This is a genomic window from Halomonas alkalicola, from assembly GCF_030704205.1.
Taxonomy (GTDB): domain Bacteria; phylum Pseudomonadota; class Gammaproteobacteria; order Pseudomonadales; family Halomonadaceae; genus Halomonas; species Halomonas alkalicola.
Map to the genome: position 1 here is coordinate 344,812 of NZ_CP131913.1, position 24,993 is coordinate 369,804.

General features: G+C 70.2%; 22 protein-coding genes. 12 read left to right on the top strand and 10 right to left on the bottom strand.

The features are described from left to right. The first annotated feature begins 14 nt into the window (after nt 1-14). Nucleotides 15-1,385 carry an NCS2 family permease gene (locus B6N23_RS01640; protein ID WP_305501491.1) on the top strand — a complete coding sequence of 457 codons (1,371 nt, stop codon included), beginning with the start codon at nt 15-17 and terminating at the stop codon, nt 1,383-1,385. Between the two features lie 65 nt (nt 1,386-1,450). Here B6N23_RS01640 and B6N23_RS01645 read toward each other — a convergent pair whose 3' ends face one another. Genes B6N23_RS01645 through msrP form a run of 3 tightly spaced genes read right to left on the bottom strand, consistent with a single transcriptional unit; the run spans nt 1,451 to nt 3,390 of the window. Further along, complete coding sequence (locus B6N23_RS01645) at nt 1,451-1,795, bottom strand: c-type cytochrome (RefSeq protein ID WP_305501492.1); 345 nt, start codon at nt 1,793-1,795, stop codon at nt 1,451-1,453. Next, the gene (msrQ, locus tag B6N23_RS01650; RefSeq protein WP_169958448.1) at nt 1,792-2,397 is read right to left on the bottom strand and encodes a protein-methionine-sulfoxide reductase heme-binding subunit MsrQ; all 606 of its coding nucleotides are present in this window, start codon (nt 2,395-2,397) and stop codon (nt 1,792-1,794) included. The genes B6N23_RS01645 and msrQ overlap by 4 nt, the downstream gene beginning before the upstream one ends. A 15-nt stretch (nt 2,398-2,412) precedes the next feature. Then, on the bottom strand, nt 2,413-3,390 hold the full coding sequence (msrP, locus tag B6N23_RS01655) for a protein-methionine-sulfoxide reductase catalytic subunit MsrP (RefSeq protein WP_169958449.1): 978 nt from the start codon (nt 3,388-3,390) through the stop codon (nt 2,413-2,415). Between the two features lie 235 nt (nt 3,391-3,625). On the opposite strand from msrP, the gene B6N23_RS01660 reads away from it, so the two are divergent. Continuing rightward, nucleotides 3,626-4,615, top strand: coding sequence for a cytochrome-c peroxidase (locus B6N23_RS01660; protein ID WP_110070353.1), 990 nt, complete (start codon nt 3,626-3,628; stop codon nt 4,613-4,615). An 81-nt stretch (nt 4,616-4,696) separates the two neighbouring features. On the opposite strand, the gene B6N23_RS01665 is transcribed toward B6N23_RS01660, so the two are convergent. The 6 genes from B6N23_RS01665 to B6N23_RS01690 all read right to left on the bottom strand — a co-directional run bounded on the left by B6N23_RS01665 (nt 4,697) and on the right by B6N23_RS01690 (nt 13,011). Then, nucleotides 4,697-5,692 (bottom strand): adenosine deaminase, encoded by a 996-nt coding sequence (locus tag B6N23_RS01665; protein WP_119020903.1) that lies wholly within the window; start codon nt 5,690-5,692, stop codon nt 4,697-4,699. A 78-nt stretch (nt 5,693-5,770) separates the two neighbouring features. Next, nucleotides 5,771-7,537, bottom strand: a complete 1,767-nt coding sequence (gene cydC, locus B6N23_RS01670) for a thiol reductant ABC exporter subunit CydC (RefSeq protein WP_305501493.1) — start codon at nt 7,535-7,537, stop codon at nt 5,771-5,773. Beyond that, complete coding sequence (cydD, locus tag B6N23_RS01675) at nt 7,530-9,215, bottom strand: thiol reductant ABC exporter subunit CydD (protein ID WP_305501494.1); 1,686 nt, start codon at nt 9,213-9,215, stop codon at nt 7,530-7,532. The genes cydC and cydD overlap by 8 nt, the downstream gene beginning before the upstream one ends. Before the next feature lie 3 nt (nt 9,216-9,218). After that, nucleotides 9,219-10,220: a cytochrome d ubiquinol oxidase subunit II gene (gene cydB, locus B6N23_RS01680; protein ID WP_119020900.1), complete on the bottom strand. Its 1,002-nt coding sequence runs from the start codon at nt 10,218-10,220 to the stop codon at nt 9,219-9,221. 3 nt (nt 10,221-10,223) lie between these two features. Beyond that, nucleotides 10,224-11,642 (bottom strand): cytochrome ubiquinol oxidase subunit I, encoded by a 1,419-nt coding sequence (locus B6N23_RS01685; RefSeq protein ID WP_119020899.1) that lies wholly within the window; start codon nt 11,640-11,642, stop codon nt 10,224-10,226. Between the two features lie 388 nt (nt 11,643-12,030). Then, nucleotides 12,031-13,011, bottom strand: a complete 981-nt coding sequence (locus B6N23_RS01690; protein ID WP_305501495.1) for a calcium/sodium antiporter — start codon at nt 13,009-13,011, stop codon at nt 12,031-12,033. A 198-nt stretch (nt 13,012-13,209) separates the two neighbouring features. Between B6N23_RS01690 and B6N23_RS01695 the strand changes: the two genes are divergently transcribed. The 5 genes from B6N23_RS01695 (at nt 13,210) to B6N23_RS01715 (ending at nt 18,954) form a co-directional block, all read left to right on the top strand. Continuing rightward, nucleotides 13,210-14,583 carry a paraquat-inducible protein A gene (locus tag B6N23_RS01695; protein ID WP_305503914.1) on the top strand — a complete coding sequence of 458 codons (1,374 nt, stop codon included), beginning with the start codon at nt 13,210-13,212 and terminating at the stop codon, nt 14,581-14,583. Then, nucleotides 14,580-16,253, top strand: a complete 1,674-nt coding sequence (pqiB, locus tag B6N23_RS01700) for an intermembrane transport protein PqiB (protein WP_305501496.1) — start codon at nt 14,580-14,582, stop codon at nt 16,251-16,253. The genes B6N23_RS01695 and pqiB overlap by 4 nt, the downstream gene beginning before the upstream one ends. A 61-nt stretch (nt 16,254-16,314) precedes the next feature. Then, nucleotides 16,315-16,905, top strand: coding sequence for a PqiC family protein (locus B6N23_RS01705; protein ID WP_119023557.1), 591 nt, complete (start codon nt 16,315-16,317; stop codon nt 16,903-16,905). Between the two features lie 82 nt (nt 16,906-16,987). Further along, complete coding sequence (locus tag B6N23_RS01710) at nt 16,988-17,506, top strand: helix-hairpin-helix domain-containing protein (RefSeq protein ID WP_305501497.1); 519 nt, start codon at nt 16,988-16,990, stop codon at nt 17,504-17,506. A gap of 149 nt (nt 17,507-17,655) precedes the next feature. Further along, nucleotides 17,656-18,954 carry a DEAD/DEAH box helicase gene (locus B6N23_RS01715; RefSeq protein ID WP_305501498.1) on the top strand — a complete coding sequence of 433 codons (1,299 nt, stop codon included), beginning with the start codon at nt 17,656-17,658 and terminating at the stop codon, nt 18,952-18,954. A 72-nt stretch (nt 18,955-19,026) separates the two neighbouring features. Here B6N23_RS01715 and B6N23_RS01720 read toward each other — a convergent pair whose 3' ends face one another. Next, complete coding sequence (locus tag B6N23_RS01720) at nt 19,027-19,197, bottom strand: hypothetical protein (RefSeq protein ID WP_305501499.1); 171 nt, start codon at nt 19,195-19,197, stop codon at nt 19,027-19,029. Nucleotides 19,198-19,327: 130 nt separating this feature from the next. Between B6N23_RS01720 and B6N23_RS01725 the strand changes: the two genes are divergently transcribed. The 5 genes from B6N23_RS01725 to B6N23_RS01745 all read left to right on the top strand — a co-directional run bounded on the left by B6N23_RS01725 (nt 19,328) and on the right by B6N23_RS01745 (nt 24,980). Then, nucleotides 19,328-20,554 (top strand): MFS transporter, encoded by a 1,227-nt coding sequence (locus tag B6N23_RS01725; protein ID WP_305503916.1) that lies wholly within the window; start codon nt 19,328-19,330, stop codon nt 20,552-20,554. 91 nt (nt 20,555-20,645) lie between these two features. After that, nucleotides 20,646-21,377: an ABC transporter ATP-binding protein gene (locus B6N23_RS01730; protein WP_169958458.1), complete on the top strand. Its 732-nt coding sequence runs from the start codon at nt 20,646-20,648 to the stop codon at nt 21,375-21,377. A gap of 7 nt (nt 21,378-21,384) precedes the next feature. After that, nucleotides 21,385-23,244, top strand: coding sequence for an FtsX-like permease family protein (locus B6N23_RS01735; RefSeq protein ID WP_305501500.1), 1,860 nt, complete (start codon nt 21,385-21,387; stop codon nt 23,242-23,244). A 37-nt stretch (nt 23,245-23,281) separates the two neighbouring features. Beyond that, nucleotides 23,282-23,755, top strand: a complete 474-nt coding sequence (locus B6N23_RS01740; protein ID WP_305503918.1) for an ABC transporter permease — start codon at nt 23,282-23,284, stop codon at nt 23,753-23,755. A gap of 16 nt (nt 23,756-23,771) precedes the next feature. Beyond that, nucleotides 23,772-24,980 (top strand): efflux RND transporter periplasmic adaptor subunit, encoded by a 1,209-nt coding sequence (locus B6N23_RS01745; RefSeq protein ID WP_305501501.1) that lies wholly within the window; start codon nt 23,772-23,774, stop codon nt 24,978-24,980. Nucleotides 24,981-24,993 lie beyond the last annotated feature (13 nt).

A 24,993-nucleotide genomic window follows, 5' to 3' on the forward strand; every position in this document is an offset into this window, starting at 1 on the left:
ACAACGGGGTTCTCATGGACACCAACAATGCCTCCCTGTCAGGCGAGTCACTCAAGCCGACATCGTCAACGGAAGGACACTGGCTCGACCGCTACTTCGGGGTCAGCCGCCGCGGCTCCACCCTGCGCACCGAGGTGCTGGCCGGCATGGCCACCTTCCTTGCCTCGATGTACATCATCGTGGTCAACCCGGCGATCCTCTCCGACGCCGGCATTCCCTTCTCCGCCGCCCTCTCGGCCACGGTGCTGATCAGCTTCATGAGCAGCCTGGCCATGGGTCTCTATGCCCGCAACCCCATCCTGGTGGCCCCCGGCATGGGCATGAACGCCCTGTTCACCTACACCCTGGTGCAGGGTGCGGGGCTCTCGTGGGAGGTGGCGCTGGGCTGCGTGTTCTGGTCCGGCGTGATGTTCGCGATCCTGGCCATGTTCAACGTGCGCAAGGCGATCATCGAGGCGATTCCGCCCTCGCTGCGCTATGCCATCACCTGCGGCATCGGACTCTTCATCACCTTCATCGGCCTGAAGAACGCCGGCTTCATCGTCGGCAGCGATGCCACTCTGGTGACGCTGGGCAGCTTCGACCCGGCGCTGGGGATCTTCTTCCTGGGCATGATGGCCACCGCCATCCTGGTGATCCTGCGCTTCAACGGCGCCCTGATCCTGGGGATTGCGCTCACCACCCTGCTGGCCACGCCCATGGGGCGCCTGTGGGGCGGCGAGGTAATGGTGGAGTGGAGCGGGCTGGCCGCCTGGCCCGACTTCAGCGCGGTGATGCAGGTGGATATCTGGGGCGCCCTCAAGGTCGCCTACCTGCCCTTCATCTTCGTGATGCTCTTCACCAACTTCTTCGATGCGCTCTCCTGCTTCATGGCGCTGTCGGAGTCGGCGGACCTCAAGGACAAGGACGGCAACCCCCGCAACCTCAAGCGCTCCATGACGGTGGACGCCTTCGCCTCGATGATCGCCGCACCGCTGGGCACCAGTGCGGCCCAGACCATCATCGAATCCGGCGCGGGCGTGGCCCAGGGCGGGCGCACGGGGCTGGTGGCGGTGGTGATCGCCCTGCTCTTCCTGCCCTTCCTGTTCCTCTCGCCGCTGCTCTCGCTGGTGCCGAGCATCGCCACGGCGCCGGCCCTGGTGCTGGTGGGGCTCTTCATGCTCTCGCCCATCGGCAAGATCGACTGGAATCGCTATGACGAGGCCTTCCCGGCCTTCCTGGCGATCATCCTGATGCCGCTGACCTACTCGATCACCCTGGGGATCGCCTTCGGCTTCCTCAGCTTCGTGCTGATCAAGGTGTTCACCGGCCGGATGCAGGCGATCCGCCCCGCCATGTGGATCTCGGCGGCGCTGAGCGTGGTGATGCTCGCCACGACCCACTAGGCCGACACACGACAGGCCGTGGCCTCGCCCCCGCTCCCGCTCCCGGCGGGGTCGAGGCGGGGCTCCTAGTCCTCGCGGGCGTCGAGGCTGAGCAGCCAGCTCACCAGGCGCTCGATCTCCTCCTCGGCGGCGCGGCGGTTGGGGGTCATGCGCTCCTCGCCCCAGTTGCCGCTGCCGCCGTCGCGCACCGTGACCACCAGACGCGAGAGCGCCTCGTCGTCGTCCCGATAGCGCTCGGCCACGTCGCGCCAGGCCGGCCCCAGCAGGGGCTTGTCCAGGTCGTGGCAGTTGAAGCAGCCGCTCTCCCAGGCCAGGTCGATCATCGCCTCGTCATTCTTCTCGGCGAAGGCGGCCCCGGACAGCATCAGCACCGAGCAAAGCCCCACTCCCCAGCGACTATGACTGTTCATTGTGATCGTCTCCCGATCAACGCATCCACCACCCGGAACAGCGCCAGGGCCGCCACGGCGACCGCGAAGCTCGTGGCCATCAGGTAGTCGGCGCGGGTAAGGACCCACAGGTGCACCACCCCCAGGGCCGCGGACACATAGACCAGGCGGTGGAGCCAGTGCCAGGCAGTGTAGCCCATGGCCTTCTGCGTGTAGCGGAAGGAGGTGAGCGCCAGCGGTACCAGCAGCAACAGCGCCGCGGCGCCATAACGGATGTAGGGCAGCTCTACCATCTCGCGACGGATCCAGGGCCAGTCCCAGTACTGGTCGAGGCCCATCCAGGCCAGCATGTGAGCCACCAGCCAGACGAAGGCCCACAGGCCGATCTGCCGGCGGGCGATCATGAAGCCGATCCAGCCGGTGAAGCGAAAGGCCGGGCTGAAGGCGATGGTCGCCACCAGCAGGGTCAGGCCGGTGCGGCCGGTGAAGTGGACCACCGCCTCGGCGGGCACCGCCCCCAGGTCGCCGAAGAACCACTGCCAGGCCAGCCACACCGCGGGCAAGGTACCGGCGGCCAGCACCAGCAGGCGGAAGGCGAGGATTCGCTGTGACGCATCCAGCATCGGGTTTCCCTGGAGTCAGAAGTACTTGTTCAGGTCCATGCCGGCGTAGAGCTCGGCGACCTCGTCGGCGTAACCGTTGAACATCAGCGTCTCTCGACGACCGCTCTCGCCGATGCGCCGTTCGCGGGCCTGGGACCAGCGTGGATGGTCCACCTCGGGATTCACATTGGCGTAGAAGCCGTACTCTTCCGGGTTCTGGTCGATCCAGGAGGTGGTGGGCTGCTCCTCCACCAGGCGTATCTTCACCACCGACTTGATGCTCTTGAAGCCGTACTTCCAAGGCACCACCAGCCGGATCGGCGCACCGTTCTGGTTGGGCATCACCTCGCCGTACATGCCCACCGCCATCAGCGTCAGCGGGTGCATCGCCTCGTCGATGCGCAGCGCCTCCCGGTAGGGCCACTCGATGATGGAGCGGCGCTGACCGCGCAGGTTGTCGGGGTCGAGGATCGACTCGAAGACCACGTACTTCGCCCGCGAGGTGGGCGCATGGCGCTTGAGCAGCTCGGCCAGCGGGAAGCCGATCCAGGGAATTACCATGGACCAGGCCTCCACGCAGCGCAGCCGGTAGATGCGCTCCTCCAGCTTCTGGTCGGCGAGGATATCCTCCAGGGCGAAGGTGCCGGGCTTCTCCACCTCGCCCTCGATGGTGACCGACCAGGGATCGGTGACAAGCCGGTGGGCGTAGACCTCCGGGTCGCTCTTGCGGGTGCCGAACTCGTAGAAGTTGTTGTAGGTGGTGGCGTCGCGGAACTCGGTCAGCGACTCATCGCCGGCGAGCGCCTGGCTCGGCAGCTCTCCCTCGAGGCGCGCTTCGAGTCCCTCGCGCCAGGCGTGGGCGGCAGGCGAGAACAGCAACCCCGGGGCCAGGGCGGCCGCGCCCAGGGCCGCCCCGCCCCGGAGCGTGCCCTTGAGAAAGCGGCGCCTCCGCTCGAAGAGCTCGCGGGGCGTCACCTCGGACTCGGGAATGGCGGGATAGCGATAGCGGGTCATGGCCGGTGACCTCCTCCGCAGGGTCGAGAAAGCTCACAGCTTCCCGAAAAAGCCGGGAGGCGTCCAGCCAGCAAGGTGAACCATTGTCAAAACTTGACGTGGCTCAAGGTTGGTCGTTTTCCGACGGTTTTACTGGGTTGATTAGCGAGATGCAGTAACGCACTGTGCCTACAGAAGGTTAAGCGCAAGTTAGCCAATGCGACTGACCCGGCTCATCACCACGAGGGGAACGACCATGATCAAACAACGCCTGCTGGCCTCGGCCATCGCCATGGGCTCCGCTATCGCCATCGCCGCACCGGCCATGGCCGACGACGGTCTCGGCGACTACCGCAACCGCTTCGAACCGCTGCCCCACTTCCCGCCGATTCCGGCCGCTAACTCACTGACTCCGGAGAAGGTCGAGCTCGGCAAGTTCCTGTTCTTCGAGCCGCGGATCTCCTCCAGCGGCGTGATCAGCTGTGCCACCTGCCACAACCCGGCGCTGGGCTGGGCGGACCGCATTCCCCGCGCCACCGGCCATGACGGCCAGATCGGTGAGCGCAACACCCCCACCGTGCTGAACTCCGGCTTCCTGGGCTCCCAGTTCTGGGATGGCCGCGAGCCCGATCTGGAAGGCCAGGCCCTCGGCCCCATCGAGGCCGACGTCGAGATGGCCATGGACCTGGACAGCGCCCTGGAGCGTCTGACCGAGTTTGACCTCTACCAGGAGAAGTTCGCCGAAGCCTTCCCGGGCGACGATGATCCGATCAACGCCGACAACCTGGCCCAGGCACTCGCCAGCTTCCAGCGCACCCTGAACACCCCGAACTCCCCCTTCGACCGCTACCTGCGCGGCGACATCGGCGCCCTGAACCAGCAGGAGAAGGACGGCATGGTGGCCTTCGTGGACAACGGCTGCATCGCCTGCCACAGCGGCCCGGCGCTGACCGACAGCAACTTCCACCGCATCCAGGTGCCGGGCTCTACCGACGTGGGCCGCTACGAGGTCACCGGCAACGAGGCGGACATGTACCGCTTCCGCACCCCGACCCTGCGCAATGTGGGCGTGACCTACCCCTACATGAACAACGGCGCCACCGAGACCCTGGAGGAGGCCGTGGCCATCATGGGCAGCGAGATGTTGGGTCGCGAGTTCGAGGAGCAGACCATCGCCGACATCACCGCCTTCCTGCACACCCTGACCGGCGAGATGCCCGCCCTCGAGATACCGGCCCTGCCGTAACCACAGCGCCTGACCGCAGGAGCATGACAGCACCGCCCCCCGGCTCGCCGGGGGGGGGTTCGTTGTGGGCCCCGAATGGCGTCACACGCTATCGGCGAGCCGGCGACGGAGCGCCAGACGGCGCTGGTCGCTGACGAAGGCGGCCTCGATGGCGGTGCCCGCCAGTTGGATGAAGGTGGCCTCGTCCCAGCCGAAGGCGCGCTGGCAGGCCAGGTAGTTGTCGAGCATCCCGCCGCCGAAGTAGGCCGGGTCGTCGGAGTTGAGGGTGATCCTCAAGCCTGCCTCCAGCAGCTGCGGCAGCGGATGCGCCTCGAGTCGCTCCACCACCTTGAGACGCACGTTGGAGAGCGGGCAGACGGTGAGCACCACGCCCTCGTCGCGCAGCCGCGCCACCAGCTCGGGGTCCTCCAGGCAGCGCACCCCGTGGTCGATGCGGCAGACGTCGAGCAGATCCAGTGCCTCGCGGATGTACTCGGGCGGCCCCTCCTCCCCGGCATGCGCCACTCGCGGAATCCCCAGCCGCGCCGCCCGCTCGAACACCTCGGTGAACTTCGAGGGCGGGTTGCCGCGCTCGGCGCTGTCCAGCCCCACGGCATCGAGCATCTCCCAGTAAGGGGCGGCCTCTTCCAGCACCGCCATCGCCTCGCTGGCATCGCGGTCGCGCAGGAAGGCCATGATCAGCGCCGTGGAGAGGCCCAGCTCCCGCTCGGCATGGCGCCGGGCCAGGGAGAGCCCTTCCATCACCACGGGCAGCTCGATGCCGCGCACCCGGTGGGCCTGGGGGTCGAAGTGCATCTCCACATGCACCACCCCCTCGGCGTGGGCGCGCCGGAAGTAGTCCATGGCCAGGTCGTGAAAGTCCTCGGCGGTGCGCAGCACGCTCATGCCCTGGTAGTAAAGGTCGAGGAAGGACTGCAGGTCGGTGAAGTCATAAGCAGCCCGGGCCTCCTCCACCGAGGCGTAGGGCAGCGCCACGCCGTTGCGCTCGGCGAGGGCAAACATCAGCTCGGGTTCCAGGGAACCTTCGATGTGCAGGTGCAGCTCGACCTTGGGCAGCCGCTTGAGGAAGTCATGCATGGCTCGTCTCGTCCGGGGGCGTTGCTCTCATCCTGATATAGACACCGACTCTGCGCAAAGCCTGAGTTTCCACGCCCGCTATCCCGCCCCAGGTACCGGTGGCGGTCTCCCCGCGCCCTCACTCGCCAGCTGCCCCTCGACCAGCGTCAGCGTCCGATCGATGCCCGGCGGCTGGAAGGGACCGCCGTCGAGCTGGTGCACCAGGTAGAGCACGCTGCGCCCGGCAAGCCAGGCGTCGAGCCGTGCGGCGAGTGCCGTGGCGGTATCGGCATCCAGGCCCGCGAAGGGTTCATCGAGAATCACCAGCGACGGGTCGCGCAGGTGTAGGCGTGCCAGCGCCAGGCGGCGCGCCTGCCCCCCCGAGAGGCGCTGGCCACCCTCGCCCACCCGGGTGTCGAGCCCCTCGGCAAGGCCTCGGACCCAGGCCTCGAGGCCCACCCAGGCCAGCGCGCGCCACAGGGCATCGTCGTCGGCCTCGGGGGCGGCCAGGCGCAGGTTGGCGGCCAGGCTGTCATCGAGCAGATCGATGCGCTGGGTCAGCGCGGCGACCCGCCGGCGCAGCGCCGCCTCTGGCCAGTCCGCGAGGACCACGCCCCCAAGCCGCAGGGCACCGGCCTGGGGTTTCAGCTGGCGCAGCAGCAGCTCCACCACGCTGGTCTTGCCAGCCCCGGACGCCCCGCACAGCGCCAGCCGCTCGCCGGGGGCCAGCGTCAGCGTCAGCGCCTGCAGGGCCGGCGCCAGGGCACCGGGATAGCGCAGGGTGACCCCATCGAGCTCGACCGCCGGTGCCCCCTCCACCGGCATCGGGGCAGCGGAGGCGGACGCGGGCGGCGTGGAGTCGGCGCGGGCCTCCAGCTCGTTGAGCCGCTCGGCGGCCCCCAGGGTGGCGCCCAGCCAGGTGAAGGCGGCCGGCAGCGCCGCCAGCGCCTCGCTCATGGCCAGCATGGCGAGCGGCATCATCACCATCAGCGGCCCGGAGAGCTGGCCCGCCGCCCAGGCCTGGGCGGCCAGCCACAGCGCCAGCAGCGCGGCGAGCCCCACCAGCAGGCTGGCCAGGGCGTTGCCCAGGGCCGCCAGCAACCCGAGTCGGCGCTGTCCGCGGTAGAGCCTCACCTCGAGGGCCGCAAGGTCGCGGCGGTGGCTCGTCAGGCTGCCGTAGGCCTCGAGCTCCGCCATCCCCTGCAGCTGCTCGACCAGGCGCCCGCGCAGCGCCTCCAGCTCGCTCACCTGGGCCCGGCTCGGGGCCAGGCCCAGCCGCGCCTGGGCGAGGGTCAACCACAGCCAGCCGACCAGCAGCAGGGCGCCCGAGGCCAGGCCGACCCGCGGCGCGAACACGGCCAGGAAGCCGGAGAGGCCGAGGATCGCCAGCAGCGCGACGCCGGCCGGGGCGAGCAGGCGCAGGTAGAGGCTGTCCAGGGTGTCGATATCGGCCGTCAGGCGGTTGAGCCAGTCGCTGGCCCGGCGGCGCGCCAGGGCCTGGCCGTCGAGGCCCGCCAGCGCACCAAACAGCCGGGCGCGCAGGTCGGCCAGCAGGCGCAGCACGGTGTCGTGGTTGTAGAGCCGCTCCAGATAGCGCGCCACGGTGCGGGTGACCGCGAAGAAGCGGATCCCGCCACCGGGCACGTAGACCTCGAGGGTGGCGGCCACGCCCGCCGCCAGGAGCAGACCGGTGAGCCCCGTGGCGGCGATGAACCAGCCGGAGAGCGCCAGCAGGCCGATGGCCGAGGCCAGGGTCAGCGCCATCAGGGCGGCGCCGGACCACAGGCGCCCTCGGCGGCGGTCGAGCAGCGTTAGCCAGGGGCGCAGGGCCGCAAGCGAAGTGCCCGCGGGTCGGTAATCAGCCATGGGGCACCTCCATGACGCGACCCGCCTCGATCGCCAGGCGCCGACCGGCCATGGCGATCAACGCCGGGTGGTGGGTGGCAATGACCAGGGTGCGGCCCTCCCGGGCCAGGGCCTCGAGCGCCACGACGACCCGGGCCTCGGTCTCGGCATCCAGGCTCGCCGTGGGTTCATCCAGCAGCACCAGGGGAGCACCGGAGAGAAACACCCTGGCCAGCGCCAGGCGCTGGGCCTGGCCGCCGGAGAGCCCGACCCCGCGCTCGCCGATGGACGTATCGAGCCCCCCGGGCAGCGCCGCGACGAGCGCCCCCAAGCCGGCCCTGTCCAGCGCCGCCTGCATCGCCTCCCGCGAGGCCGCGGGGGCGGCCAGCCGCAGGTTGTCGGCCAGGCTGCCCTGGATCAGCAGCGGCCGCTGATCCATCCAGGCGAAGGTCGTGCCGGCGGCCAGGCGCCGCTCGCCGGCCTCCGGGCCGACAAAGCCCGCCAGCAGCTGCAGCAGAGTCGACTTGCCGCTCCCTGAGGGACCGGTCAGCGCCACCACCTCGCCCGCTGCCAGGCGCAGGTCGACCGGCCCCAGCACCCGGCCGCGGCCGGGTCGAGTCACGCCTGCCCCGTCGAGTTCCAGAAGGGCGTCGGGCGAGTTCGTCGAGGGTGGCGCGATACCGCGCTGCGGATTGGGGGCTTCCGCAAGAATCGCCAGCAGGCCATCGGCGGCCCCCAGGGCGGCGGCCCGGTCGTGGTAGTGCTGGGCCAGGGTGCGCAGCGGCTGGAAGAACTCCGGCGCCAGCAGCAGCACCAGCAGGCCGCTGAACAGGGTGAGCTCGGGAGAGGGTCCATAGGTGATGTAGCCGAGCAGCCCGAAGCCCACATAGATGGCCACCACGGCGATGGCCACCGAGGCGAAGAACTCCAGCACCGCCGAGGAGAGAAAGGCGACGCGCAGGGTGCGCATGCTGCGCCGGCGATAGTCGTCGGCAGCGGCGTGGACCTCGGCGGTCGCCCCCCGTGCCCGGCCGAACAGCTGCAGGGTGGAGATCGCCCTCACCCGGTCGATGAAGTGCCCCGAGAGCCGGGCCACCGCCTCGAACTGCTCGCGATTGAGGCGCTCGGCGCCCATACCCACCAGCGCCATGAACAGCGGGATCAGTGGCGCGGCCAGCAGCAGGAAGAGTGCGGCCAGCCAGTCCAGCGACAGCGCCACCGCAAGCACCAGCAGCGGGCTCAGCACCGAGAGCGTAAGCGCCGGTCGGAAGCGGGCGACATAGCCATCCAGCGCCTCGACCTGCTCCACCAGCTGGCTGGCCAGTGCCGCGGAGTGGCGCCCGGCGAGCCAGCCCGGCCCGAGCCGCGCCAGGTGATCGAGCAGCTCGCCACGCACCCGGGAGCGGATGGCGAGGCTGGCCGCCTGGCCCAGCTGCTCCTGGCCGAAGAGCGCGAGGGCGCGAAGCAGCAGCAACCCGGCCATGGCGGCGATGGCAGGCAGCTGGGACGCCGGGGAGGCCCGCTCCACCAGCAGCTGACTGACCACCCACGCCAGCAGCGCCAGCTGCCCCAGGGTGGCCAGGGTGGCGATGACCCCGGCGACCACCGCCAGACCCAGGCGGCGTCGCTCCCGGGCGGCGAGTCCGTTCAGCCAGCGGCGGACATCGCGTCCGCCGCCGGTGGTGTCAGGAGCGGCCATGGCTCAGTGGTAGCCTTCGCCCACCTTGACCTTGCCGCGAAAGACCCAGTAGGTCCAGGCGGTGTAGGCCAGCACGATGGGAATCACGAACAGCACCCCGATCAGCAGGAAGAGCTGGGATTCCGGCGCCGAGGCGGCGTCCCAGATGGTGTAGTTGGGCGGCACGATCACCGGCCACTTGCTGGCCACCAGGCCCAGGTAGGTGAAGATGAACAGGCCAAGCGTCGCGACGAAGGGCTGCCCCTCCTGGCGGCGATGGACCGCCGCGATCAGCCAGCCGGCGCAGGCCAGCGCCAGCACCGGGAAGACCCAGATCAGGTGGATATGATCGAACCAGCGCTCGAAGACGCCCGGGTTCACCATCGGGGTCCACAGGCTGATCATCACGAAGGCGGCGAGCACCGCCAGCAGCAGCACCGGCGTGATGCGGTAGGCCCACGCCTGGACATGCCCCTCGGACTTGAGGATCAGCCAGGTGGCGCCGAGCAGCGCATAGCCGGCCATCAGGCTGATGCCCGTCAGGATGGTGAAGGGCGTCAGCCAGTCCAGAGCGCCGCCCACGTAGGTGAAGTCCTCCACGGCGAAGCCCTGGATATAGGCCCCTACCACGGCGCCCTGGGCAAAGGCGGCCACCGCCGAGCCCCAGCAGAAGGCACGGTTCCACCAGTGCCGGTTGCGCCGCGACTTGAAGCGGAACTCGAAGGCCACGCCCCGGAAGATCAGGCCGGCCAGCATCAGGAAGACCCCGATGTAGAGCGCCGGGAGAAACACCGAGTAGACCAGCGGAAAGGCGCCGAGCAGGCCGGCACCGCCCAGCACCAGCCAGGTCTCGTTGCCGTCCCAGACCGGGGCCACGGAGTTCATCATCACGTCCCGGGAGGCCTCGTCCGGAGCGAAGGGGTAGAGAATCCCCAAGCCCAGGTCGAAGCCGTCCATCACCACGTACATGATCACCCCGAAGCCGATGATCAGCGCCCAGATCAATGAAAGATCAAACATCTCCATGGCCTATCTCCTCCAGGTGGGCGAGGCGTCATGCTCGAAGGGGGTATGGGCGGCGGAAAGCGGGCGCTTGGGGCGGTGCACCTCGCCCTCCACGCTGTCGCGCTCGTCCTCGGGCAGCATGCCCTGGCGCACCACTCGGGTGAGGTAGTAGACCCCGGCCCAGAACACCACTGCGTAGACCGCCACGTAGCCCACCAGGGTGAAGAGCGCCATGCCGCCGGTGAGCGACGGCGTGAGCCCCTCGGCATGGCTCAGCATGCCGTAGACCAGCCAGGGGGCGCGGCCCACCTCGGTGACGATCCAGCCCGCCAGCACCGCGATGAAGGGGGTCACGCTCATCAGCCGCAGCGTCTGCAGGAAGCCGCGGTGTTCGTAGAGCCGCCCGCCGCGGCGCAGCCAGAGCCCGGCGAGGGCGACGCCGATCATCACAAAGCCCAGGCCCACCATGACACGGAACGCCCAGAAGACGATCCACACCGGCGGCTGCTCCTCCGGGGGTACCTCGCTGATGCCGGGCACCACGCCGGCCGGGTCATGCTTGAGGATCACGCTGGCCAGGCTCGGGATGCCGATCTCGAAGCGGTTGGTCTGGGCCTCCTGGTCGGGAATCGCGAAAAGCAGCAGCGGGACATTGCCGCGGGTCTCCCAGTTGCCCTCCATGGCCGCCACCTTGGTGGGCTGGTGCTCCAGGGTATTGAGGCCGTGGAAGTCGCCGACCACCGCCTGAGTGGGGGTCAGCACCAGCAGCAGCCACAGGCACATGGAGAGGGCCCGGCGGTTGGCCTCCACGTCACGCCGGATCAGCAGGTACCAGGCGCTGACCCCGGCCACCACGAAGGCACCGGTCAGGAAGGAGGCCATCACCATATGGGCGAAGCGCCAGCCGAAAGAGGGGTTGAAGATCGCCTCGCTCCAGGAGAGCACCCGGAAGCTGCCGTCGATGAGCTCTACCCCCGCGGGGGTCTGCATCCAGCTGTTGGCCGAGAGGATCCAGAACGATGAGATGAAGGTACCGAAGGCGACCATGCAGGCCGCGAAGAGATGCACCCCCTGGGGCACCTTGCCGCGGCCGAAGAGCAGCACGCCGAGGAAGGCCGCCTCCAGGAAAAAGGCCGTGACCACCTCATAGCTGAGCATGGGCCCGAGGAAGTTGGCCGAGGCGTAGGAGAAGTTGCTCCAGTTGGTGCCGAACTGGAAGGACATCACGATGCCCGACACCACCCCCATGCCGAAGACCACAGCGAAGACCTTGGTCCAGAAGAGGGCCAGACGATCCCAGACGGGGTTCTCGGTCCGATAGAAGAGCCCGTGCAGCAGGGCGATATAGGACGCCAGCCCGATGGTGAAGACCGGGAAGATGGCGTGAAAGGAGACCACGAAGGCGAATTGCAATCGTGACAACAGCAGGGGATCCAGTTCCATGACGCATGCCTCGATACGGGATATTGAGTCGAGCATGTCGCAAGGGATGCGGGCGCACCTAACGGTGCTTGTTATGCCTCTGACGCCGTCGCGGCGCCATGACGCACTCCACCTGGACACCAGGTCAATGCCGGCACGCAGACGAAAATCGCGCGACCGGAAAGGGAATCGATGACCTTTATTGATGCATTTTCATTGAGTCATCCATACCGACCGCCATAATGCCGAAAAGTTGATCTGGATCAGGCGTGTCCCATTGTCGCACTGCCTGTCTCGACCTCGGCTCCCTCCCAAGAGACGGATGCAGGAGCCCGTCGCCGGGCCTCGTTCCGGCCTCGGCTTCTGCCCTCGCTGGGGGCTGCGACCCAGCGGCACGCCCCCGCGGCAACTAGCCTGTGCCGCCCAGTACCAGACGCACCAGCCAGGCCGTATAGGTGAGGTACATGGCCAGCAGCACCCCGCCTTCCAGGCGGATGATGCGCCCCGCCCGGCCGCGCCAGCCAAGGGCGAAGACCGCCATCAGCACGGTCATGGCCGCCATCAGGCTCCAGTCGCGCAGCAGCACCTCGGCACCGACCTGGATGGGGTGGATCACCGCGGCGAGCCCCACCACTCCCAGGGTATTGAACAGGTTCGAGCCCACCACGTTGCCGAGCACCAGGTCGTGCTCGCGACGCCGCAGGGCGCTGATGGAAGAGGCGAGCTCGGGCAGTGAGGTGCCCACCGCCACCACGGTCAGGCCGATGATCAGGTCGCTGACGCCGAGGCCCTGAGCGATGGCCACCGCCCCCCACACCAGAATGCGCGAGCTGACCACCAGCAGCACCAGGCCGATGCCGGTCCAGGCCAGGGCGGCGCCCAGCGACATCGGGTGCTCCGCCAGGCTCTCCTCGGTATCGGCGCCCAGGGCGTCGGCGCCTTCGCGGCGGGCACGGAAGATGCTCACGCCGATGAAGAGCGCCAGCAGCGCCAGCAGCAGCGCCCCCTCCAGCCGCCCCACCACGCCGCCCCACATCAGCAGCGCCGAGAGCAGGGTCGCCGCCCCCAGGATGGGCATCTCGCGGCGCACCACCCTGGAGTGCACCGCCAGGGGCGAGATCAGCGCCACCAGGCCGAGGATCAGGCCGATATTGGCGATGTTGGAACCGTAGGCGTTGCCCAGCGCCAGGCCGGGATTGCCCTGCCCCGCCGCCAGCGCCGAGACCACGAGCTCCGGCGCCGAGGTGCCGAAGCCGATCACCAGCATGCCGATCAGCAGCGGCGAGACACCGAAACGGGCGGAGGATGCCGCCGCTCCGTCGACGAAGCGCTCGGCGCTCCACACCAGCAGGACCAGGCCTGCCACCACCGCTACTGCAGGAAGGATCATCGTGTTGCCTCAGCCACATTCAGGAGTGCATGTTTCTCTATGGTACGCATTGCGTCAACGTGTCACACTTTTGTCCGAGACCCATCGCCCAGGGCCGAGAGTGTAGGCCCCCTACCGCCCCGGGTGAAGCCCGGCACCGTGCCGTCAGCAGGAGTGACCACGCCCTTGGCCCAGCGCCCCCTTCGCCTTCTGGATCGCATGCCCTCGTTGCCCACCGAGGCCCCGAGGGTCGATCGCACGCCGCCCGAATCCCGGGCGCGGCGACGCCTGCGCGCCTGCCAGGAGTGCGACTGGGTGGTCGCCCTCCCCCCGCTGCGCGGCGGCGAACAGGCCGACTGCCCGCGCTGCGGGCACACGCTGGTCAAGCGCCACCTGCGGCCAGCCCAGCGCAGCATGGCGCTGGCGCTATCGGCCCTGCTGGCGCTGGCCATGGCGCTCTCCTTTCCCTTCATCAGCTTCAGCGTGGGCGGCGTGGGCAACCGCATCGAGCTCTCCCAGACCGCCACCACCCTGATCGGCTTTCATCAACCGGTGGTGGCCGGCGCAGTGATCCTCACCATCATCGTGCTGCCGGCGGTCTACCTGCTGGGAGTGATCTGGCTGCAGCTCGGCCTGCTGCGCGATGACCCGCTGCCCGCCAGCCGCGCCATCGCCCGCTCCCTGGCCCAGCTCAACCCCTGGATGATGGCCGATGTCTTCATCATTGGCGCCCTGGTCAGCCTGATCAAGGTCGCCGGCATGGCCCAGATCGAGCTGGGGGTCTCCTTCTGGGCCTTCTGCGCCTTTGCCCTGCTGCTGCTCTTCACCACCCAGTCCATCGATGCCGACTGGATGTGGTTCTCCCTGGCCGGCGAGCCCCGGGCTCCGGAGGGCACCCGCACTGGCGAGACCGCCGCCCCCCAGAGACTGGCCGGCTGCGGCACCTGCGGCCTGATCGGTCGCCTGGATGAACGAGGGCGCGGGCGCTGCCGACGCTGCGGCGACCGTCTGCGCGCCCGACTGCCCCACAGCCTGCAGCGCACCTGGGCCCTGCTCGCCGCCGCCACGGTGATGTACATTCCCGCCAACGTCTACCCGATCATGACCACCACCAGCCTCGGCCACACGAGCCCCTCGACCATCATCGGCGGCGTGGTGGAGCTGGTCCAGTTAGGCTCCTGGCCGGTGGCCGCGGTGATCTTCATCGCCAGCGTCATCGTGCCGGTGGGCAAGCTGGTGGCGCTGGCCTGGCTCTGCCTGGTGGTGAGCCGCAGCAGCGAGCTCAATGCCGCCGTGCGTACCCGGCTCTACCGGCTCACCGAATTCATCGGCCGCTGGTCGATGATCGACATCTTCGTGGTGGCGATCCTGGTGGCGCTGATCCGTGCCGGCTCGCTGATGTCGATCACCCCTGGGCCCGCCGCCCTGGCCTTCGGCGCCGTGGTGGTGATCACCATGCTGGCGGCCATGACCTTCGACCCGCGGCTGCTCTGGGATGCCCCGCTGCCCCGCGATGACCGCCGACGAACCCCAGAGGGCACGCACCCGGCGCCCCACGTCACCCGCCAGGATTCACAAGGAAATACCGGATGAGCGATACCCCCCGCGGCGAGGCCGCGCCCGACCAGGACCTGCACCGGGCCAAGCCCTCTCCCCAGGCCCGCTTCTCGCCGATCTGGATCGTGCCCATCGTGGCCATCCTGATCGGCCTGTGGCTGGTCTATGACAACTACCGCAGCCGCGGCCCCCAGGTGACCCTGGTGATGGCCAACGCCGAGGGGATCGAGGCCGGCAGCACCCTCATCAAGACCCGCAACGTCCAGGTGGGCCGCGTGGAGCGGGTGCAGCTCTCCGAGGACCTGTCGACGGCGGTGATCACCGCCCGCATGAGCCCCGACACCGACGCCATGCTGGTCGAGGACAGCCGCTTCTGGGTGGTCAAGCCCCGCGTGGGCCGCGAGGGGATCAGCGGGCTGGGCACGGTGCTCTCCGGCGCCTTCATCCAGCTCGAGCCGGGCGGCAGTGAAGTCGCCTCCCGGGAGTTCCAGGTCAGCGACCAGCCGCCGGTGGCCCCGGCGGGGGCGGCTGGCCTGCGCATCAACCTGGTCAGCCAGCTCGGCAACTCGCTTCGGGTCGGTGACCCGGTCACCTACCAGGGCTATACCGTGGGCCGCGTCGAGGACGCCCTCTTCGATGCCCAGACCCGGCGCATGCAGCACCGCATCTTCATCGAGGCGCCCTACGACACCCTGGTCACCGACAGCACCCGCTTCTGGTCGGCCAGCGGCATCGACCTGCGCCTCGACTCCGAGGGCTTTCGGGTCAACGTGGAGTCCTTCGAGGCGCTGCTGGGGGGCGGCGTCACCTTCGGGGTGCCGGAGGACCTGCCGCTGGGCGGCCCGGTGGAGCCCGACGTCACCTTCAACCTCTATCCCGACGAGGACAGCGCCCGCCAGGGCACCTTCAACCGCTACCTGGAGTACGTGCTGCTGGTGGACGACTCGGTGCGCGGCCTCTCCCGAGGGGCGCCGGTGGAGTTCCGCGGCGTGCGCATCGGCACCGTGGCGGCGGTCCCCTGGAACTTCAACGCCCCCCAGCCCGAGGGCCGCACCGGCTTCTCCATCCCGGTGCTGATCCGCATCGAGCCGCAGCGACTGGGCATCGAGAACCAGGACGTCGTGCTCTCCGAATGGCGCGAGCGCTTCGACCGCCTGTTCGGCGTGGGGCTGCGCGCCAGCCTGAAGAGCGGCAACCTGCTCACCGGGGCGCTGTTCGTCGACCTCAACTTCAACAGCGACCTGGCCGGCCAGCACGTGGCCGAGACCTTCGCCGACAAGACGGTCTTCCCCACGGTCGCCGGCGGCTTTGCGCTGATCGAGGCTCAGGTGACCGAGCTGCTGGCCAAGCTCAATGACCTGGAGGTGGAGCCGCTGCTGGCCGGCCTCGATCGCAACCTGGCCGCCTCCGAGGCGATGCTGGGTGAGGTGCGCGAGCTCTCCGCCTCGCTCAACGCCCTGCTGGCGGACCCGGGCACCCGGGAGGTGCCGGCCAACCTCAACGCCACCCTGGTGGAGCTGCGCGAGACCCTGCAGGGGGTTTCGCCCGGCTCCAGCGCCTACCAGGAGCTGACCGGCGCCGTGGAGCGCCTTGAGCGGCTGATGCGGGACCTCCAGCCGGTGGCACGCACCCTCTCCGACAACCCCCGCGCCCTGCTCTTCGACAGCCTGGAGACCGAGGACCCCATGCCCCGGGCCCCGCGGTGAGTACGATGGCGACTGACGGCGACTGTCGGCACAAGACGCCCCTCGACAAGGAGACGAGACGATGACGAGGCGATGGATGCTGGCCGCCCTGGCGGCCCTTACGGTGACGGCGGGGCTCGCCGGCTGCGCCAGCTCGAGCCCCCAACCTGCGCGCTATACCCTGCCCGAGGCGGCAGGCTCGGCGGCCGGCGCCGAGGCGACTCACCTGCTGCTGCTGCGCCCGCCGCGTCTGGCCCACTATCTGGACGTGGACGGCCTGGTGATGCAGGTGGATGACATTACCCTGGTGGAGGCCCGCGGCCATCAGTGGGCCGAGGCCCTGGGCCGCCAGCTCGAGCGCGGCCTGCGCCTGCGCCTGGCCGCCCGGCTGCCCGATACCCGGGTGATGCTGGACGAGGCCGGCGTGCGCGAACCCGGCGCCCTCAGCCTGCGCCTGGAGCTCGACCGCTTCCAGGGTCGCCACGACGGCCTGGCCGTGATCGGCGGCCAGTGGCAGCTGCGCGACGCCGAGGGGCGCCTGCTGGCCATGGCGCCCCTGCAGGTGGAGACCGAGCTCGACGACGACGGCTACCCGGCACTGGTGCGCGCCCTGGGCCGCGGCTGGGACAGCGCGGCCGACCAGCTCGCCGAGGCGGTGCGCCGCGCGCGCTGAGCGCCGCAGGCAGAGCGCCCGGCGCTGGGCTATGGTCATCTGAGGCCCCCAGGGACATCTTTTCACCGACAGGGATGACACCATGCACGACGACCTGACCCGGGAGCTCGCCGAACGCGAGTTCCGCCATGCCATCGCCCTCGAGCTGCGCGAGATAGCCCGGCGCGCCCGCCGCGCCCTGCTGATCGCCCTGGCCAGCGACACCCACGGCCAGGAGGCCCTGGCGGAGCTCGGGGTCGCCGACCGGGCGCTGGCCGAGCTCGACGCCCTGGCCGCACAGCATGACTTCGTGGCGCTGCCGATGCTTGCCGACGTGCGCCGCGGGGTCGACCGCCTGGCCTGCCAGCTCTACCAGGACGGCGCCTGCGACGGCCTCGACGAGGACGCCCACGAGGCCTTCCTCAACCGCCATGCCCGCGGGCTGACCGCCCTGGACGGCATCGGCCCGGTCACGGCCCGGCGCCTGTTCGCCCACGGCATCAGCGACCTCGACCAGCTGCGCGTGCTCGGCGCCGAGGGTCTCGACGAGATCACCGGCCTCAACGCCGCCACCCTGGCCCGCATCCGCACAAGCCTCGCCGCAGACGCGGACGGGAAGTAGCTGCGCCGGCCGCCTCGATCTGGCATAATGTTGCCACGCGGCAACCATCGAGTCCCTCCTGCCGCGCCTACCCGAATTTCTCACGCCCCGGCCCGGGACTGGCCACGCGACGTTGCGTGGCACGGCCGAGGCGTTTCTGCGGAGACCGCATGACCTTTTCCGACCTCGGCCTGCGTGCCGAACTGCTGCGTGCCGTAGAGGCACAGGGCTACACCGTTCCGACCCCGATCCAGCGCCAGGCGATTCCTGCCGTGCTCGAGGGCGGCGACCTGCTGGCCAGCGCCCAGACCGGTACCGGCAAGACCGCCGGCTTCACCCTGCCGATGCTCCAGCGCCTGGCCGGTGGCCCGCGCCCCGGCCGCCGCGAGGTGCGCGCCCTGGTGCTCACCCCGACCCGCGAGCTGGCCGCCCAGGTGGGCGAGAGCGTGGCCGACTACGGCCGCCACCTGACCCTCAAGAGCCACGTGATCTTCGGCGGCGTGGGCCAGCAGCCCCAGGTGGATGCCATCCGCCCCGGCCTCGACGTCCTTGTCGCCACTCCGGGTCGCCTGCTCGACCTGCAGCAGCAGAAGCACGTGGACCTCTCCAAGGTGGAGATCCTGGTGCTCGACGAAGCCGACCGCATGCTCGACATGGGCTTCATCCACGACATCAAGAAGATCCTCCGGGTACTGCCCCCGAAGCGCCAGAACCTGCTCTTCTCGGCCACCTTCTCCGATGACATCCAGGCGCTGGCCAACAAGCTGCTGGACCGTCCGGCGATGATCGAGGTGGCGCGTCGCAACACCACCGCCGAGACCGTCGACCAGGCGATCTATCGCGTGGACCGCGAGAAGAAGCGCGAGCTGCTGGCCCACCTGATCAGCCAGCACAACTGGCACCAGGTGCTGGTCTTCACCCGCACCAAGCACGGTGCCAACCGCCTGGCCGAGCAGCTCTCCAAGCAGGAGATCCCGGCCATGGCGATCCATGGCAACAAGAGCCAGTCGGCGCGCACCAAGGCGCTCTCCGCCTTCAAGAGCGGCGACCTGCAGGTGCTGGTGGCCACCGATATCGCCGCCCGCGGCCTCGACATCAGCGAGCTGCCCCACGTGGTCAACTTCGAGCTGCCCAACGTGGCCGAGGACTATGTGCACCGCATCGGCCGCACCGGGCGCGCCGGCAGCGAGGGCCAGGCGGTCTCGCTGGTCTGCGTCGATGAGCACGGCCTGCTCAAGGGCATCGAGCGCCTAATCAAGCGCGATCTCGAGAAGCGCATCGAGCCCGGCTTCGAGCCCGACCCCAACGCCAAGCCCGAGCCGATCGAGAACGGTCGCAATCGTGGCGGCGGCGGTCGCGGCCAGGGCCGCGGCAACGGCCAGGGCCAGCGCGGCCGCGACGAGCAGTCCCAGGCGCCGCGCCGGCGTCGCGGTGGTGGCGGCGGTGGCGGAGGTCGCCGGCAGGCGTGAGACCGCCGCAAGGCGGTCGTGTCGTTTCCGGCTTCTGCGAAGGCCCCGTCCACGAGCCTCTTTGCCGACGCCCTAGCGGCGCTGGGAGGCGTCCCCCATGGCCGTCACCAGGGTGAAGTAGACCACGCGGCCCAGCGCCGTGCAGAGCACGCCCAGCACCGCCACGGCCCACAGCGCGCCGCTGGAGAGCCCTATGGGCCAAGCGGACTCTGCGGGCAAGAGGGCCAGCGGCAGGTTGAACAAGTCCGTACGAGGTCAGGGTGACCGGGAGGGGGTGCCGAGGGGGGGGGCAGCCTGCCGACGTGGGGCCATGAAGCTTAACATGCTAATCTATTTGCCCCCTTCACCCGACGAGTCAACGCCGATGTCTGCGATGCCGGAGACCACGGACCCCCGCTCCCCCCAACCGAACCGCCGCCTGCTGCTGGTCTTCATCGGCCTGATGGTGCTGGTGGGCCTCAACCTGCGCCCCGCCCTCTCCAGCCTCGCCCCGGTGCTCACCCGCATCCAGCAGGATACCGGCCTCTCGCCGCTCGCCATCGGCGCGCTCACCACCCTGCCGGTGCTCTGCCTGGGGCTCTTCGCACCCCTGGCCCCCTGGTTGGCCAAGCGGCTGGGCCCGGAGCGGGCCCTGGCCGCCGGCCTCGCGTTGCTGGCCGGCGGGCTCGCGCTGCGTGGTATCCCCCTGATCGCGCCCCTCTTCCTCGGCACCCTGATGGTGGGCGCCGCCATCGGCGTGGCCGGCACCCTACTGCCCGCCCTGGTCAAGCGCGAGCTGCCCGCCGGCGCCGACCTGATGACCGGCGTCTACACCATGGCGTTGTGCCTGGGCGGCGCCCTGGGGGCTGGGCTCGCCATTCCGCTGACCGAGTGGCTGGGCGGCTGGCATCTGGGCCTGGCCAGCTGGGCGGCGCTTGCCGTTCTGGCCCTGGCGGCCTGGTTGCTGATGGCGCCACGCCGGGACGAAGCCACGCTGCCCAGCGCCGGCGGCTCCATGCGCGACGTGCTCGGCCAGCCGCTGGCCTGGCAGGTCATGCTGCTGATGGGGCTCCAGTCGTCGCTGGCCTATATCGTCTTCGGCTGGCTGCCGACCCTGCTGGTGGCCCGGGGTTACGGCGAGGGCGAGGCCGGTTGGGTCATGGGCGCCTCGGTCATGATCCAGGTGGTCTCGGCGCTCTCGGCGCCATGGCTGGCTCGCCTGGGCCGTGACCAGCGCCCGGCCCTGTGCCTGTCGCTGGGCATCACCGCGGCCGGCCTCTGGCTGCTGCTGCAAGGGCCGGATGCGCTGCGCTGGCCGGGCGCCATGCTGCTGGGGCTCGGCCAGGGAGGCGGCTTCAGCATGGCGCTGACGCTGATCGTGCTGCGCTCAGGCAACTCCCGGCTGGCCGGCAAGCTCTCCGGCCTGGCCCAGGGCGGCGGCTATACTCTGGCCGCCCTGGGGCCGCTGGGTGTAGGGGTCATGCTGCAGCTCGATCTGGGCCTTGCCACCATCACCATCGTGCTGATGTCGGTCTGCGCCCTGGCTGGCCTGTTCGCCCTGTTCGCCGGCCGCAACCGACGCCTGGAGATCGATGCCGAGGGGCGCCTGGTCACCCGCTGACAACGCGGACCGCCAGGCTTGTCCGCGATCAATGGCGGCCCTCCACGGCCGCGGTTAGACTCGAGGCAAACCCTTCCGGCAGCGGTGACGCATGGGCGATGACAAGGCGGTGGCCCTCGAGGCCCGCGGGCTGACGCGCAGCTACCCGATGGGCGAGGTGACCATCCAGGCCCTGCGCGGCGTGGACCTGGCCCTCTACCGCGGAGAGCTGCTGGTGATGCTGGGCGCCTCGGGCTCCGGCAAGTCCACCCTGCTCAATATCCTCGGCGGCCTCGACAGTGCCAGCGGCGGCGAGGTGCGCTACGTCGACCACCGCGGCCAGAGCCGCGACCTGACCCGCGCCAGCCAGCGCGAACTCACCCGCTTTCGCCGCCACTACGTCGGCTTCGTGTTCCAGTTCTACAACCTGATCGCCAGCCTCACCGCCCGGGAGAACGTGGCCATCGTCACCGAGATCGCGCGCCGCCCGATGAGCCCGGAGTCGGCGCTGGCCATGGTCGGCCTCGGCGAGCGCCTCGACCACTTTCCCTCCCAGCTCTCCGGCGGCGAGCAGCAGCGGGTGGCCATCGCCCGGGCGGTGGCCAAGCAGCCCGATCTGCTGCTCTGCGACGAACCCACCGGCGCCCTGGACTTCCGCACCGGCATCCGCGTCCTCGAGGTCCTCGAGACCGTCAACCGCGAGACCGCCACCACGGTGGCGATCATCACCCACAACGAGGTGATCGGCGAGATGGCCGACCGGGTGATCCGCCTGCGCGACGGCCGGGTCGACGAGATCCACGTCAACGCCACCCGCCGCCCCGCCCGCGAGCTGCGCTGGTGAGGCCGCCGTGAGGACCCTCGACCGCAAGCTGCTCCGCGATTTCTGGCGCCTCAAGGGCCAGGCCCTGGCCATCGCCGTGGTGATCTCCGGCGGGGTGATGACCCTGATCCTCTCGGTGACCACCCTGGAGGCGCTCTCCGGGGCCAGGGAGCGCTTCTACGCCAGCCACCACTTCGCCGAGGTGTTCGCCGACGTCAAGCGCGCCCCGCTGGGCGTGGTGAGCCGCCTGCAGGAGATCGAGGGGGTCAACCTGATCGAACCCCGGGTGCAGGCCGCCATGCGCCTCTCGGTGGCGGGCTTCGACGACCCCATCCGCGGGCTGGCCCAGTCGATCCCCGATGGGCGTCAGCCGATGCTCAACCGCCTGCACCTGGTGGCCGGCGGCCTGCCCGAGGCGGGCCGCGACGACCAGGCGGTGGTCTCCGATGCCTTCGCCGAGGCCCATGGGCTGGTCCCGGGCGACAGCCTGGAGGCGATCATCGACGGTCGCCGTGTGCGGCTGCAGCTCGCGGGCATCGCCCTGAGCCCGGAGTTCCTCTACCAGGTCGCCCCCACCGACCTGATGCCCGACTACCGCCGCTACGCCGTGCTTTGGATGAACCAGCGTACGCTGGCCAATGCCTTCGGCATGGAGGGCGCCTTCAACCAGCTGACCCTGACCCTGCAGGCCGGGGCGCAACGCGAGGCGGTGATCGACGCCCTCGACCTGGCGCTGGCCCGCTACGGTGGCACTGGCGCCTGGACCCGCGACGACCAGCCCTCCCACCGCTTCCTCGACGAGGAGCTCAACCAGCAGCGCATCCAGGCCACGGTGCTGCCGGCGATCTTCCTCTCGGTCTCCGCCTTCCTGCTCCACGTGGTGATGGGCCGCCTGATCCAGACCCAGCGCGAGCAGGTCGCCGTGCTCAAGGCCTTCGGCTACCGCGACGGGGAGCTGGCCCGCCATTTCGGCCTGCTGGCCGGGATGATCGTGCTGCTCGGCTGGGCGCTGGGCGTGGCCCTGGGGGCCTGGGCGGCCAGCGGCATGGCCAGCCTCTATCGGGAGTACTTCCGTTTCCCCGAGATGCCCTTCCGGGTGCCGCTGTGGGCGCTGGCGCTGTCGCTGTCGGTGGTGGCCCTGGCGACCCTGCTCGGCACCTGGCGAGCGGTCTGGCAGGCGGTCAGCCGACCGCCCGCCGAGGCGATGCGCCCGCCGGCCCCGCTGCGCTTTCGCCGCAGCTGGCTGGAGCGCCTGCTGCCCGCTGCCTTGCTGGGGCAGGAGGGGCGCATGATCCTGCGCCACCTCGCCCGACACCCGGCCAAGGCCGGCCTCTCGGTGGCCGGCATCGCCCTCTCCGCGGGCCTGCTGATGATGGGCGCCTACCAGCTCGACGCCGTGGAGGCGATGATCGACCAGCAGTATCGCCAGGTGCTGCGCATGGACATGGAGCTCACCTTCGCCGAGGCGACCCCGGCCCGAGCCGCCGGCGAGCTGCGCCACCTGCCCGGGGTGCTCGCCGTGGAGACCTGGCGCCGGGTGCCGGGTGCCGGTCACCCTGATTCACGGCCATCGCGAGGAGCGCACCAGCCTGCTGGGCATGGAGCCCGAGCCGCAGCTGCGCCAGGTGTTGGATGGCCAGGGCCGTCCCCAGCGCCTGCCCGAGGAGGGCCTGATGCTGACCCGCCACCTGGCCGACTCCCTCGATGCCCGGGTGGGGGACGAGCTGGAGGTGGCGATCATGGAGGGGCGGCGGCGCCAGGTGATGCTGCCGCTGGCCGCCCTGGTAGACGAACCCCTCGGCGTAGGCGCCTATCTCACCCGCCCCCGGCTCAATGCGCTGATGGGCGAGGGGCCGGCGATCAGCGGTGCCTGGCTGCTGGTGGATGACAACCACCGCGAGGCGCTCAACGCCGCCCTCTGGGAGATGCCCGGGGTGGCCGCCATCGGGCGGCTCGACCAGGCCGAGCGGGGCATCCGCGACTACCTCGACGAGACGATCCTGCTGTTCGCGGTGATCTTCGTGGCCATCGCCACCTCGATCAGCTTCGGCGTGGTCTACAACAACGCTCGCGTCACCTTCGCCGAGCGCGCCCGGGAGCTCGCCACCCTGCAGGTGCTGGGCTACAGCCGTGCCGAGGTGTCGCGCATCCTGCTCGGCGAGATCGCCCTGCTGACGCTCGCCGCCCTGCCGCCGGGCTGGGTCATCGGCATCGTCTTCAGCCGCCTGCTCAACCAGGCCTTCAGCAGCGACCTGTTCCGCATTCCGCTGGTGCTCACTCCCCAGGCCTTCGGCATCGCCGCCAGCGGCGTGCTGGCCGCCTCGCTGGTGGTCGCCCTACTGGTGGTGCGACGCCTGGGCCGCCTGGACAAGCTGCGCGTCCTCAAGGCCGTGGAATAGTACAAGGAGACCGACCGTGACACTTCGCCCCTGGCAGAGACGCCTCTTCTGGAGCCTGGCCGCCCTGGCCATGCTGGCCCTGCTGGCCTTGGCGCTGCGCCCGGCGCCGGTGCCGGTCAGCGTGGCCCGGGTCACGGCCGCCCCCTTCGTCGACTCGGTGATTGAGGAGGGACGCACCCGGCTGCGCGACACCTGGAATGTCTCAGTGCCCATCGCCGGCTACCTGCAGCGGGTGCTGCTGGAAGTCGGTGACGAGGTGGAGCAGGGCCAGCCCCTGTTCCTTCTCGAACCCAGCCCCGCGCCGGCCCTGGATCCCCGCTCCCGCCAGCAGGCCGAGGACGCGCTGCAGGCGGCCGAGGCGCGCCTCGCGGCCGCCCGGGCCAACCTGGAGACCACCCGCGCCGAGCGGCGCTTCGCCGAGGCCGAGTACGAGCGCTACCGCACCCTGCACCAGCGCAACCTGGTCTCCACCGCCGACCTCGACCAGCGCCGCAGCCAGCGCGACCGCCAGCGCGCCATCGAGAGCGCGGCGGCATCCAGCGTCGAGGCGGCCCGCTTCGAGCTGGAGAGCGCCCGGGCCGTGCTGGCGGTGGCCAGCGGCCAGCGCGACGATGCCGACCACCCTGCCCTCGCGATTCGCGCCCCCATCAGCGGCACGGTGCTGACCCGCTATCGCTGCTGCGAGGGCAGCGTGGCCGCCGGCGAGCGCATCCTCGAGCTCGGCAGCCTCTCGGACCTGGAGATCCAGGTGGACCTGCTCTCCATGGATGCCGTGCGGGTCCGCCCCGGCATGGCGGTTCGCCTGACCGGCTGGGGCGGCGAGGAGACGTTGGCGGGCGCGATGCGGCGCATCGAGCCCGCCGGCTTCACCCGGGTCTCGGCGCTGGGCGTCGACGAGCAGCGGGTGCCGGTGATCGTCGACTTCGCCGAGGAGGTCGACCCCGCCGCCCTGGGCCTGGGCAGCGGTTTCCGGGTCGACGCCGAGTTCCTGGTCTGGGAGGCCGATGAGGTGCTGCAGCTGCCCACCAGCGCCCTGTTCCGCGCCGACGGCGAGTGGGCGGTGTTCCGCGTGGAGGAGGCGCGCGCCCGGCGGGTGCCGGTCACCCCGGGGCGGCGCAGCGGCCTCGTCACCCAGGTGCTCGACGGACTGGAGGCCGGCGATCTCGTCATCACCCACCCGGGCGAGCGGGTCGCCGAGGGCGTGCGAGTGCGCGTCGACGACTGAGCCTGGCGGCTGG